This window comes from Candidatus Palauibacter sp. (assembly GCF_965213655.1).
Classification (GTDB): domain Bacteria; phylum Gemmatimonadota; class Gemmatimonadetes; order Palauibacterales; family Palauibacteraceae; genus Palauibacter.
Window position 1 is genome coordinate 2,405,890 of record NZ_CBDBZT010000003.1, and the last position, 12,686, is coordinate 2,418,575.

Annotated in this window: 9 protein-coding genes; 6 read left to right on the forward strand and 3 right to left on the reverse strand. The window is 68.9% G+C overall.

Going from position 1 to position 12,686, the window contains the following annotated elements; all coding sequences use genetic code 11:
• Nucleotides 1-14 precede the first annotated feature (14 nt).
• The gene (locus tag ACOOGH_RS12865; protein ID WP_420449288.1) at nt 15-1,511 is read right to left on the reverse strand and encodes a CHAD domain-containing protein; all 1,497 of its coding nucleotides are present in this window, start codon (nt 1,509-1,511) and stop codon (nt 15-17) included.
• A 6-nt stretch (nt 1,512-1,517) separates the two neighbouring features.
• The gene (locus tag ACOOGH_RS12870; RefSeq protein WP_420449289.1) at nt 1,518-2,639 is read right to left on the reverse strand and encodes an aminotransferase class I/II-fold pyridoxal phosphate-dependent enzyme; all 1,122 of its coding nucleotides are present in this window, start codon (nt 2,637-2,639) and stop codon (nt 1,518-1,520) included.
• Between the two features lie 248 nt (nt 2,640-2,887).
• Between ACOOGH_RS12870 and ACOOGH_RS12875 the strand changes: the two genes are divergently transcribed.
• Entirely contained in the window at nt 2,888-4,417 is a 1,530-nt protein-coding gene (locus ACOOGH_RS12875; protein WP_420449290.1) for an inorganic phosphate transporter, read from the forward strand.
• An 83-nt stretch (nt 4,418-4,500) separates the two neighbouring features.
• Here ACOOGH_RS12875 and ACOOGH_RS12880 read toward each other — a convergent pair whose 3' ends face one another.
• Nucleotides 4,501-4,809: a hypothetical protein gene (locus ACOOGH_RS12880; RefSeq protein ID WP_420449291.1), complete on the reverse strand. Its 309-nt coding sequence runs from the start codon at nt 4,807-4,809 to the stop codon at nt 4,501-4,503.
• Between the two features lie 155 nt (nt 4,810-4,964).
• On the opposite strand from ACOOGH_RS12880, the gene ACOOGH_RS12885 reads away from it, so the two are divergent.
• The 5 genes from ACOOGH_RS12885 to ggt all read left to right on the forward strand — a co-directional run bounded on the left by ACOOGH_RS12885 (nt 4,965) and on the right by ggt (nt 12,668).
• On the forward strand, nt 4,965-6,815 hold the full coding sequence (locus ACOOGH_RS12885) for a thioredoxin family protein (protein ID WP_420449292.1): 1,851 nt from the start codon (nt 4,965-4,967) through the stop codon (nt 6,813-6,815).
• An 801-nt stretch (nt 6,816-7,616) separates the two neighbouring features.
• Complete coding sequence (locus ACOOGH_RS12890; RefSeq protein WP_420449293.1) at nt 7,617-8,261, forward strand: hypothetical protein; 645 nt, start codon at nt 7,617-7,619, stop codon at nt 8,259-8,261.
• A gap of 342 nt (nt 8,262-8,603) precedes the next feature.
• On the forward strand, nt 8,604-9,404 hold the full coding sequence (locus ACOOGH_RS12895) for a hypothetical protein (RefSeq protein WP_420449294.1): 801 nt from the start codon (nt 8,604-8,606) through the stop codon (nt 9,402-9,404).
• Between the two features lie 449 nt (nt 9,405-9,853).
• Nucleotides 9,854-10,894 carry a hypothetical protein gene (locus tag ACOOGH_RS12900; protein WP_420449295.1) on the forward strand — a complete coding sequence of 347 codons (1,041 nt, stop codon included), beginning with the start codon at nt 9,854-9,856 and terminating at the stop codon, nt 10,892-10,894.
• Nucleotides 10,895-10,964: 70 nt separating this feature from the next.
• The gene (gene ggt / locus ACOOGH_RS12905) at nt 10,965-12,668 is read left to right on the forward strand and encodes a gamma-glutamyltransferase (protein ID WP_420449296.1); all 1,704 of its coding nucleotides are present in this window, start codon (nt 10,965-10,967) and stop codon (nt 12,666-12,668) included.
• Nucleotides 12,669-12,686 lie beyond the last annotated feature (18 nt).

Genomic DNA, 12,686 nt, shown 5'->3' on the forward strand with positions numbered 1-12,686 from the left:
CGGTAGCGGAACGGCTACCAGAACGGTGCCATCGCCACAAGGGTCCGCCAGGATTCGACCAGATCGGGTTCCGCGGCTCGGGTCCGCTCGTCGCACCAGTCGCCGATCCGCGAGGCTCCCTCCGCGGCGTGCGGATCGACATCGGCCAGCTCCTGCGAGATCTGCCGCGCGACGGAGGCGTCGTTCAGGCGGCCGAGATCGTCCTGCAGCGCGGACAGACATCGCAGGTAGGCACCCACCGCCGGGCCCGGGAACAGGCTCCGGGAGTAGTCGCACGCGTAGCGGAGCTTCTTGAGCGCGATCCTGACCCGGTGGCGCTCCGGCTCGCCGAGGTGTTCGAAGCCACTCCCCGCCTTCATCAAGCTCCGGTACCTCGCAGCCAGCCTGTCCCTCGCCGTCTCCACGAGGGTTTCGCCGCCCGCCTCGACGACAAGGACGCCGCCGTGCGCCACGTCCAGCAGATCCAGCACGAACCGGTTGAAGCGCCGGCCCAGGATCAGCTTCCGAGCCGATGCACGGGCCGCGTCCAGGCGTCCTTCGGCGGCGTCACGAAGCCGCGGCAGCGCGGGCACTCCCGGGTTCGCGTCGATCACCGCAGGCAACGTCTCGAGCAGGAAGACATCGAGGTCGCGCGCCGGGCCCAGCCGCTTGAGCGCACGCCTGGCCTCGCGGTTCAGGGCGGCGGCGCGGGATCCGAGGTGGCTGCGGAGAAAAAGCAGCGCCGAACGCAGCCGCCGGAGGGACACCCGCAATTGGTGCACGCCTTCCGGATCACCCGCCTCGAGGACGGGAGCGAGATTCCCCATCACCTGGATGGAGGTCGCCCGGACCACCTTGGCGAGCGCCCCGTCGATCGAGTCCGCCTGGTCCAGCTTCACCCGCTTGGCCCGCATGGCCCGCGGCCGCCTACCTAGAAGGAGTGCCGTGCCCTGCGCCGCCTTCGAGCGCGTCCCGATCGCGAGGCGACGCTTGCGAAGGACCGAGCGCGCACCCGCCAGCATGTCCCCCACCGGTCCGCTCAGAAGCTCCAGCTCCAGTTCGGCCACCCGTGCCTCCCGCTCCCCGGCCGAGATCCGGCCCGCATCCAGCGACAGCTCGACCAGGGCGTCGCCCGTCCTGATCTCCTTCTTCGTGCGCTCGATGTCCGTGACGAAGGTGGGGCTCAGAGCGTCGGAATCCGTGATCCCGAGATCGCCGACGGGAGCCTCCGGGGGGAGCTGATCAAGGCTCGGCGCCCCATCGTCGCGGGTCGCGGGCGGCAGCGGTGAGGTCCACTCGCCGCGGGTCAGTCCATCGCCCGCGTCCCGCTTCAGGGTCACCTCCCGAGCGCCGCCTCGACTCTGGATTCTGAGGGCGAAACCCCGGCGCCGGAGATGCCCCTCCGGCGTGTCGTAGTAGGTCGTCAGCAGTTGTTGGCGAGCCGGGCGGGTTCCGCTCAGGTCGTCGAAAGCCGCGGACAGCTCCTCAGTACTTCCAGTGAGCTTGACCTCGACTTCGACCGTCCGCGCCATGAGTTGCTAGGCGACCGCCACGCAGGATGCCTCGATAAGGGCCGCCACCCGATCAAGGGCCTCGTCGAGTTCCGCGGCCGGGTTTCCGAAGCCGATCCGCAGGTACCGGTCCATGCCGAAGTGGTCGCCCGGCACGAGAAGGACACCCTTCTCGGCCCGGAGCCGCTCCGCCAGCTCCGTCGAGTTGATGTCGAGACCGTACCGCACGTAGCAGATCGCACCGGCATCCGGCGCCCGATACGAGAACAGATCCCCTCGGTCATCGAGCCAGCGCCTGACGCTGGGAAGGTTGGAGCGGATGATCCCTCGCGTCCGCTCGATGACGCGGGGGCGGACAGCCGGGTTCAGAACGCGGCGCGCCGCGATATCCGAGAGGGTGGCCGGCGTGATCGTCGTGTAGTCCTTCCGACTCCAGAGCTCTTCGTGCATGTCCGCCGGAGCCGTGATCCAGCCCAGCCGCAGCCCCGGCAGCGCGTAGGCCTTCGAGAGCGAGTTCGTCACGATCACCCGGTCGTAGCGGCCCCAGAAGCTCGGCGTCTCGGGGCCCTCGACCTCCGCCCCGGTGTAGACTTCGTCCGAGAGGATCCAGGCCCCGACCGCCTCCGCCGCCGCGACGATCTCGTCCATCGCGGCCTCGGTGAGGACGGCGCCCGTCGGGTTGTTGGGGTTCGTGACGATGACGAGACGCGTCCCGGGAGTGATGACCTCAGCGGCGCTTCCCGGCTCGGGCTGCCAGCCCAAATCCTCCCTCAACTGCCACGAGACGACGTTCGCGCCGAGCCCCCGCGCGAGTCCCGGCGTCTGGCCGTAGGTCGGCTCCAGCGCCACCACGCGATCTCCCGGGGAGACGAGGCGCCAGAGGACCACATAGTTCGCCTCGGCCCCGCCCGTCGTGGCGATGATGTTGTCGGGACTTGCCCCGTCGTACAGGTCCGCGATCGCGGCCTTGAGCGGATCTGAACCGTCGCTCTGGCCGTACTCGAGGCGAACGTCCGCCGGGTCCAGGTCGATGAGTTCCAGGAGTTCGGAGAGGGTGAGCGGATGCACACCGCTCTCGGATATGTTGTAGTCCACGCGGTGCTCGAACGTCGACTGCCACCGTTCCATCAGGAATGGGGGGACACGCATTTCAACTCCTGCGGTATGATCGGCATACACCTGGGTGCGGCTCACGATCTTCAGAGGATACCGAAATGACACAGAAACAGAAACAAACCACGGCCGAAGAGGAGGTTGGGCGGCGCTGAAGTAACAGTCTCGTCACGACGCTTGCCCCGCGTCCAAATCGGCCTAGGGTTGGCGCTGAGAGCGCTTTGTGCGGCACCTCGGCGTGACCGTATTCCGGGCGTAGGCAGCCCCAGCCAGGCGTTGATCCATTGTTCGAAACCATTGCTCTGCTTCTGATTCTCGGGCTCGCCACCTTCGACCTCTGGGTCGGGGTCGCGAACGACGCGGTGAACTTCCTGAACTCGGCGTTCGGGTCACGGGTGGCTCGACGGCGAGTAATCATGGTCGTGGCCACGGTCGGGATCCTCCTCGGCGCCTTCACGTCGAGCGGACTCATGGAAGTAGCTCGGCGCGGCGTGTTCGATCCCAGCTTCTTCACCAACGTAGACGGGACGATCATCCTGACCTCGATTCTCGCCCTGTACCTCGGGGTCATGGCGGCGGATGTCCTGCTTCTGGATCTCTTCAACACCTTCGGGCTGCCGACCAGCACAACGGTATCGATCGTGTCGGAACTGGTGGGCGCCTCGATCGCCGTCGCCTTCTGGACCACGGCGGGCGGGTTCCGCGAGGCGCTGGAAGTGATCAACACCGGACCGGTGCTCGGCATTTACACCGCCATCTTCCTCTCCGTGATTACGGCGTTCGTGAGCGCCGCGGCAGTGATGTGGCTGGTGAGAATCCTGTACGGATTCGACCTGAAGAGCAGCTTTCCGCGCTGGGGCTGGCTCTGGACCGGTGTCTCGTTCTCGGCGATGGCGTACTTCGTGCTGTTCAAGGGTCTCCAGGGCGCCGCGATCCTCGGTGAGGGAACGATGGCGATGCTCCGCGATCAGATCGTCCTGATCCTCGTGGGCGTGTTCGCGCTGTCGAGCGTGTTTGCGTTCTCGCTCCGGCATCGACCCAAGACGGTGGTCAGCGTCATCGTCCTCACGGGTACGGGGGCACTGTCCATGGCGTTCGCCGGGAACGATCTCGTCAACTTCATCGGACCTTCGGTGGCGGCCTTCCAGGCGGTGCTCGTCGAGGGCGTCGACCTCTCGGGTCGGGTGTCGACGCCGCCCTGGGCGCTGCTGGCGGCAGGCATCATCATGGCTGTGGCGCTCATCAGGTCTCGCAAGGCCCGTCGCGTGACCGACACGGAGATCCGGCTTGCCGCCCAGAGCCATACGCCGCAGCGCTTCCGCGACAGCAAGCTGGGTACCACGATCGCGAGGTGGGGGTACACCGGCTTCCTCACGGCACGGCGCCTCACGCCGAGCAGGCTCCGGGCGCACATCGAAGGACAGACCGCGACGCCCCCGGTGGATCCCGCGGATCCTCCATACGACCTGCTGCGCGCCAGCGTGAATCTCACCGTCGCCGCGCTGCTCATTTCCATAGGCACCGCGAACAGACTGCCCCTGTCGACGACCTACATCACGTTCATGGCCGCGATGGGCGCCTCGTTCGGCGACCGGACCTGGACCATGACCGACGGTGGCCAGCGCGTAACGGGCATCCTCGTAGTGCTGGGCGGATGGCTCCTCACGGGCCTCATCGCTGCCGGGGTCGCCTTCCTGATGGCCTCGCTGATCGTCCTCACGGGGATAGCCGGCCTGCCCATCGTCGCGGTGCTCGTCGCCGTCGGCATGTGGCGGCTCGGAAGGGTCCGCCAGCCCGAGCCGGAGCACGGCTGATCCGCCTGCCCGGCCGGCGCGGCGTCCGACCGCGTCGGCCGGGGCCAGAGCCGGCCGGCGCAGTCAGCCGCAGCCGCCCGACGTCAGCCCATTAGGGCGTCGACCGTCATCTCATCCTCATCCATCGTGCCCCAGAGGACCATGGCGCCGGCGAAGATGATGATCGAGGGATAGAAGAGGACCTGCGATCCTTCGAGGACCCAGCCCCACGGATCGAGAATCGACTTCCACACGGCGAGCGCGGTGATGAGCAGAACCACGAACGTCACCGGGTAGGCCCGCTTCCTCCACAGGCCCGCCACCACGAACAGGCCGAGGAGGACCTCCAGACCGCCGAACACGTTCTGGACGATCGCCTGCGAACCGATCCCGAGATAGAAGCTCTCGGCCACGCGCTGGCCGTGTGGACGTGCCTCGTACCTTGAGAGTGGTCCGCCGCCTTTGCGGGCGTCAATCGCCGGGAGAGGGCGGGGTGTTTTGACGCAGAGGACGGACGGCTAATTTCTCGCCGGGCTGTCCGAGGTTCGAGTTGAAGGGATTGCTACGCATGATGGTCGGTTCGAGAGGCAGGAAGTACGGAGCCGGAAAGTGGCTGGCGCGCGCGGCGCTGGTGGTCGCGCTCGCGGCATCCCTCCTCCCGGTCCGCGGGATGGCGCAGCTTCCTCAACAGGGGGCGCTGGACCTTGAGAAGGGGGACATCGCCGTTGCGCTCGACCGCACCGCCTACCTCGCCGGCGAGCCCGCCCAACTCGCCGTGCGCCTCACCATCGAGGACGGCTGGCACACGAACAGCTTTGAGCCGACCTACGACTATCTGATCGCGACGGAGATCGAGGTCGAGGTGCCGCCCGACTGGCCGGCGCCGGAGACGCCCCGTTATCCCCCGGGCGAGATGAAGCGGTTCGACTTCGCGCCCACCGCTATCTCCGTGTACGAGGGCGAGATCTTCATCCGGACCGCACTACCGACGGCGGCGGGAGCGGCGGCCGGCACGTACCCCCTTCGAACGAACGTCACCTACCAGGCTTGCGACGACAAAATGTGTCTCGCACCGGTGACGACGCCGACCACGGTGGGGCTGACCGTAGCCGCGGGAGGCGAAGCCGCGAACCCGGAGTTCTTCGCCTCGGCGGGGACTGCGACGGGCAGCGGGGGAGTGCAGGCCGGGGGCGCCGGACGGGGCTTTCTGTGGTTCGTGCTCCTGGGTTTTCTGGGCGGGCTGATCCTGAACGCGATGCCGTGTGTACTGCCCGTGCTGTCGCTCAAGGTGTTCGGGCTGATGAAGAGCGCCGAGGGGGGCAGGCGGGCACTCACGACGGGGAGCCTCGCTACGGCGGCCGGCATCATCCTCTCCTTCCTGCTGCTGGCGGGGGCGGCGATCGGGGCGCGCGCGGCCGGCGTCGCCGTGGGCTGGGGCATCCAGTTTCAGGAACCGCTTTTCGTGGGCGCCCTCGCGGTGGTCATTCTGCTATTCACGCTTAACATGTGGGGGCTGTTCGAGATCCACCTGCCGGGGACGCTGGCGAAGGTGGGCTCCGCGGGTCCGTCCGAGGGACTCGCGGGCCACATGGTGACCGGCTTCTTCGCCACGCTGATGGCGACACCGTGCTCCGCTCCCTTCCTGGGGACGGCGCTCGGCTTCGCGCTCACGCAGGACTCGGGCACGACGGCCGCCATGTTCGGCGCGATCGGGACGGGCATGGCCTCCCCGTACTTCCTCCTGGCGGCCTTCCCCGCTGCCGGCCGCGTGCTCCCGAAGCCGGGGGCGTGGATGGCGACCTTCCGCGTGGTGATGGGCTTCCTGCTCGCGGCGACGCTCGTGTGGCTTCTGTTCGTGATGTCGGGCCTCGTGTCGGCGCCGCGCGTGGCCTTCTTCGAGATCGGGCTGCTCGCCGTGGCCCTCGCGATCTGGCTCGCGAGCCGGTCGCAGCGCGGGCGGCCGGGACGCCGTATCGCCGGTGTCGCGGCGGCGGCCCTGACGTTCCTGGCCGTCTCCACGGTGGCCGGGGGGCGGTCCGAATCGGGTCCCTCCACGATCGGCGTCGCGCCGGAAGACCGCCTGATCGCCTGGCAGCCCTTCGACCGCGACAGGGCCGAGGAACTCGCGGCCGCGGGCACCTACGTGTTCGTCGACGTCACGGCAGACTGGTGCTTCACCTGCAAGGTCAACGAAACGCTCTTTCTGGAGACCGAGGAGGTGGCAGGCGCGTTCGAGCAGCACGGCGTGATCGCCATGCGGGCCGACTGGACGCGGCGCGACGATTCGATCGGCCGCTACCTGGCCGACTTCGGCCGCTACGGCATCCCCTTCTACGTGCTCTACCGGCCGGGCGGGGACCCGCACGTCTTCTCGGAACTGATCTCGAAGTCCGCGATCCTCGACCTGCTCGGGGACTAAGTCCCCCCTTGGGCCTGCTCGGGGCGAAGCGCAGTAACCACAACCTGGTGAGCGTCGAATGCATCCAATCGGCGCAGCAGCACGACGTCGCCTCGCGCGTCGAGCAACGGTGTCCTCACCATCCATGCTCACCGTGAACAGCAGCCGCTCCCGGTCGATGTCCCACACTCGCCACGTTACGCGATCCTGGCCGGGAAGCCGATAATCTCTCACCCAGAGTCGCGAATCGAAGTCCGTCAGCATCGCATCGATCGGGGGCGCCACTTCGTTTGCCGGCCAGTCCGGCATAAAGGAGAGGAATTGCTCCTCTACGGCCGACGGGGGGAACGGGAACCTGCCGTCCAACGCGGCTTCCACGTACCACCCCTTTTGCTGCCGCCGCTGCGACGCCTCGGACTCTCGCCCCATGCGCACTAGGTCTGCGGACAGCCTAACGCCGGCCGGCATCGGAATACCGGCGACCGGCACGCCGCTCCAGTCGAGTACCGAGATGGATCCCTGGTCAGTTTCGGCGACGACGAGACGGTCTGCGGTCGCCGCCTCCAATGTCCGGTGCCCAAACAACACGGGACGGTCGAGTCTCGTGTCGGAGTACCACTCGTTGCCTTGTGTCTCCGCGACCACCCGAAGTTCGCCGTCGGCATCCACCGCCACGTACCGAGCTTGCCGCCAGTATCGACCTGTGGAGTTCCGCACGAGCGCGTCGCCGTCTCTGTCGCGGAAGACCGTGCTGCCGTCTGGATGACGGGCTACCAGCCGCGGTTGTGAGCTGTTGAGCGGAACATCCGAGTAGCTGTGTGAGTGGCCAAAATCGCCATCGTGGCCAATCGACACGATACGACGCCTGAGGTAGTCGCTAACGGTGACACCCTCCGACGTGCGAACCGCCCGCTCTATGTGGCCAAATTCCTCCGGCCCCCCTCCCTCGCGTCCCACCTCTCGATGCTCCCCGGACGCCATGTCGATGATGTAGATCTCGGTGCGGTCCACCACCACGAGACCGCCGTCCGGCGTGAAGAAGCCAGCTCTGACGGACAGCAGCCGCTCGGAAAGATCCCTGTGCTCCGACGAATCGAAGACCGGGTCGGTCGAGGGACGAAGCGGGGCGCGCTGCCGCGTTGGGGCAGCTGCGGCCACCCGATCGAGGAGAGGTCCCACGTCGAGGAGCACGATGTCGTCGCGCTGCCGGAGTTCGCGGAGGAACGGTCCCTTGTGTCCCGCTCCATAGGTGAGGAGGAAACGGACGCCTTCCCCCCGGTGACGGTCCAGCCCGTCCGCGATGTACGCCCAGTGCGAGGCGTTGATCGCCTCCCAGCCACCGGGGCCCAGTTGCGCGTCGAACAGGCGGGCGTATGTCCGCATGCGGATGTCGTAGGCTTCGTCGTAGGCATCGGTGTGGATCCAGCGCGGGTCGTCCGCCGCGCCCGCGGCGAGCGCCTCGGCTGAAGCCTCCGCGGCCGCCCGGTAATCCGCCCATGCTTCGGCCCGGGCCGGGTCCCGCGAGTAGGCGTCGAGATAGGCGGCCCTGAAGTCCGACATCGGCTCGGTCCACCCCGCGGTGGGGATGACCTCGAAGTCGAGTTCGCGGGAGAGGGGGAAGAGGCCCTCCATGTACTCCGGGAAGCGGCGGACCCGGGGCTCCTCGACCGTCCCGGTGGCTTCGAACTCGGCCCGCGCCCGGTCCCAGCGGTTGGGCGGGATCTCCGTCAGCCAGTAGTCCGGATCGATCTCCCGCACCAGGTCTCTCACGACCTCCAGACTGAACATCTCGCTGGTCTCGTGGCCCGAGTGGATCATGCCGAGCACGACGACCTCGTTCAGCGCCCCGGCTCCCTCGCGGGAAGCCGGCGACTCGGCCGGGGTCGCGGGCGACAGGGCGGCCGGCACCAGCTCGACCAGCGTGCCGGAAACTTCGTTGGCCACGAACACGCGCTCGCCGTCCGGGTGCGCGCGGAGGACGATGGGCTGCTCCCCGACCTCCAGCCGCTGCACGACGGCGCGGGACTCGAGGTCGACGACGGAAACGGTGTTGCCGCCCGCGTTGTTGACGAGCGCGTTGCGACCATCGCCGGGGACGACGACCGAAAACGGCCGGGGGCCGAGGCCCTCCGAGACGCGGCCCGTGATCGCGAACGACGCCGTATTGATGAAGGCCACCTCGTCCGATCCGCCGCAGGCGACGACGTAGGTGACCTGATCGGGGGTGAGCGCGCCCCCGGGCGGGCCGGGACACCCCTCGACGGTGGCGTCCAGTTCCCCGTTCAGGAGGTCGATGACGGAGACTGTGCTCGCATCGAGGTTCGGCACGAAGGCATGGGACCCGTCCCACATCACATCCGCGGGATAGGGGCGATCGCCCGTGGCATGGAACGTCCGCGGCGCCCCCTCGCGCGTGTCCACCGTCCACAGCCGGTCGGAGAACTCGGTCGTGATCCAGGTCTCTCCGCGTACCGTCCCGGGCGTGAACAGCGATGGGCCCGCCCCGACGCCCCACATGGCGCCGGAGACGATCCGGCCCTCGTCGTCGAGCCGGATGAGCGTCGAATCGCGGAACTGGCTCACGAGCCAGCCGCCCTCGACACGGACTAGGTCGAGCGGCGTGTCCCCGGCCTCCCAGCGCGCCACCACAGCGGACTCGGAGAGGTCCACGACCGCGATCCGGCCTTCGCCGCTCAGCGCCACCCAGGCGGTGTCACCGTCGGGACTGAACCGGATGCCGTGCGGGGCTTCCCCTACCTCGATCGTGGCGCCGATGCGGTAGGGAGCGTCGGCCCCGCCGGCTTCGCCCGATTCGCCGCACGCGGCAGCCCCGATCCACAGCGCGGCCACTACCTGCCGCAGCGCGAGGACCGTGGTCCGGGGGCCGGCGTTCGCGGTCCGGGGGCGGCGACGGCGCGGGCGGGGCGTCTCCATCCGGCGGATCAGCCCTCTTCTCGCTGCATTGCCGCGGCGGCGGCCGTCCCGTCGTCCGGCGACTCTCCGCAGCCGGTGGCAAGGAACGGGACAAGGGAAAGGAACAGAGCGGGCAGGAGGACTTGGTGCGGGCGGGCGGGCTGTCTCATCTTCAACTCCTCGTCGGATCCGGGCGGACGTGGCGCAAGCTCGTCCGCGTCCCGGCGAGGCGCAACGCGGGGTCGGGCCCCGCGAACTTCCCGAGCCCCGGAGGACGGACGAACGTGATGGACGCCTGGAAGGTGCCCGGCCGGCTGCCTCGCGCGGCACTCGTCGCGCTGGCGGCGCTCGGGTGCGGTGACGCCACGGGTCCCGAGCCTCCCGCCGCGGGTGAGATCGTCTTCACGTCGATCCGCGAGCGATACATGCGCATCTGGGTGGCAAGCGCCGACGGCACGGGGCAGAGGCCGCTGACGGTGGAGGGAGAGACGAACCTCGAGCCCAGCTGGACGCCGGACGGGTCGGGGATCGTGTTCACGAGCTGGCTCGACGGAAACCCCGACATCTTCCTGATGGACGCGGACGGCTCGAACTGGAGGCCGGTGACCCGCGACACGGCCTACGACCGCAGCGGGCGCCTGTCCCCGGACGGGAAGCGCGTGGTCTTCGTCTCCGAGCGGACGGGGGATCCGGATGTCTGGGTGATCGACGTGGATGGGTCGAATCCGGTCAACCTCACGCGGAGTCCATCGTCGTTCGACGTGGATCCGGACTGGTCCCCGGACGGCACCCGGATCGTCTTCGCCTCTGACCGCGACGGGGGCCGGCGGTTCTCGCTGTGGACGATGGGGGCCGATGGGACGGGGCTCGCGCGGCTTCCCGTCGAGGGCGGGGCGCGTTCGCCCTCCTGGTCGCCCGATGGATCGCGGATCGCCTTCACCTCGTACCGCGACATCGGCGACGCGGAGATCTACGTGATGCGGGCGGACGGGAGCGCTCAGACGAACCTCTCGGGCCGCGCCGGAGTGGACGAACTGCCGCGCTGGTCGCCGGACGGCGAGTACATCCTGTTCTCGACAAAACGGGACGGGAACTCCGAAGTCTACGCGATGCGGGCGGACGGATCGGAGCCGGTCAACGTCACGCGCAACCCGCGCTGGGATGCCATGGCCGCTTGGAGGCCGTAGTGTGCGATACGACACCGGGCCCGGGTTCGGGGCCACAGTCAACCCTTGCGGGATCAGCCGAATGATGTGCATGCGCGACGTTGCCGCGACTCTCGTCCTCGCCGTACTCCCCGTGACCGCCACCGCCTGCGGCACCGCGGACGCGGAGAGCCTTAGGGACTCGTCAAGTCAGGAGGCCGCGATGAATGCTCCGGGGTCCATGGCGGGGCGGTCGACCGTCTACGCTCCGAACGGGATGGTCGCCACGAGCCAGCCCATGGCGTCGAGCGTCGCGCTCGGCGTGTTGCGCGACGGCGGCAACGCCTTCGATGCGGCGATCGCGGCTTCCGCCGTGCTCTCGCTCGTCGAGCCGCACATGACCGGGCTGGGCGGTGACCTGTGGGCGCTCTTCTGGTCCGAGGAGGAGGGCCGGCTCATGGGCCTGGACGCGACGGGCCGGGCCGGCATGAACATGACGCCGGAGCGGATCCGGGCCGACGGATTCGACCGCGTGCCGGGCTCGGGACCGGGGGCGGTGACCGTGCCGGGCGCGATCGCGGGCTGGGGCGCCCTCAACGAGAAGTACGGCAGCCGTCCGCTCGCCGAACTCGTGGCGCCGGCCATCGCGCTGGCCGAGGAGGGCTTCCCGGTCACACCGATCATTGCGGGCCAGTGGCGGGGGCAGCTGCGCAAGCTGCAGGCAGATCCGGGTGCCGCGGCGACGTACCTCATCGACGGCGAACGGGCGCCCGAAGCGGGCGAGTGGTTCCGGAACCCCGACTTCGCTCGCTCGCTCCGCACGATCGCGGCGGAAGGCCCGGCCGCCATGTACGGCGGTGCGCTGGGCACGCGCGTGGCCGAGGGACTGGCGGAGCTCGGCGGATACCTGACCCCGGCCGACATGGCGGCGATGGAGGTGCGCTGGATCGAGCCGTTGTCGATGGACTACAAGGGCTGGACGATCTGGGAGCTGCCGCCGGCGGGCCAGGGAGTCGCCGCCCTCCAGATGTTCGGGATGCTCGAGCCGTTCGACCTCGCGAGCATGGGGCACAACTCGCCCGAATACCTGCACCACCTCATCGAGGCCAAGAAGGTCGCCTTCGCGGACCTGGCCCGGCACGTCGCGGACGCCGATCACATGGAGATCGACCCGAAGCAACTCCTCGAGCCCGATTACCTCGCGTCGCGCCGGGCGCTCATCAACCCGGCCGTGGCCGCCGAGCGGATCGAGCCCGGCGAGTTCGCGACCGCCACCGAGACGATCTACCTCTCCGTCGCGGACCAGTACGGGAACATGGTCTCCTTCATCCACTCCATCTACGGCGCGTTCGGTTCGGGCGTGGTCGTGCCGGGGACGGGCTTCGTGCTGCAGAACCGCGGCGCCGGCTTCACGCTCGAGGACGGGCACCCGAATCAGGTCGCGCCGGGCAAGCGGCCCTTCCACACGCTCATCCCGGGGTTCGTGACCCGGGACGGCGAGCCGCTGATGGCGTTCGGCGTCATGGGCGGGTCGATGCAGCCGCAGGGGCACACGCAGGTCGTGCTCAACATGGTCGAGTTCGGGATGGACCCGCAGCAGGCGATCGACGCGGCCCGCTTCCGCCACATGGGCGGGCTACGGGTCGCCATCGAGAGGCTGACCGGCGGACTCGAAACCGACATGAGCGCGCTCGGCCACGAACTCGTGGACTGGGAAGGTGCGTCGTTCGGCGGCGGTCAGATGGTGATGAAGCTGGAGCGCGGCTGGGCCGGCGCGTCGGATCCGAGGAAGGACGGCCTCGCCATCGGCCACTGACGACCGACGGCGAGACCC

Excerpts from the sequence above, each read along its gene's own strand:
- ACOOGH_RS12865 (WP_420449288.1), bottom strand. The coding sequence starts at position 1,511 with ATGGCGCGGACGGTCGAAGTCGAGGTCAAGCTCACTGGAAGTACTGAG.
- ACOOGH_RS12885 (WP_420449292.1), top strand. The coding sequence starts at position 4,965 with ATGATGGTCGGTTCGAGAGGCAGGAAGTACGGAGCCGGAAAGTGGCTG.
- ggt (WP_420449296.1), top strand. The coding sequence starts at position 10,965 with ATGCGCGACGTTGCCGCGACTCTCGTCCTCGCCGTACTCCCCGTGACC.
- ACOOGH_RS12870 (WP_420449289.1), bottom strand. The coding sequence starts at position 2,639 with ATGCGTGTCCCCCCATTCCTGATGGAACGGTGGCAGTCGACGTTCGAG.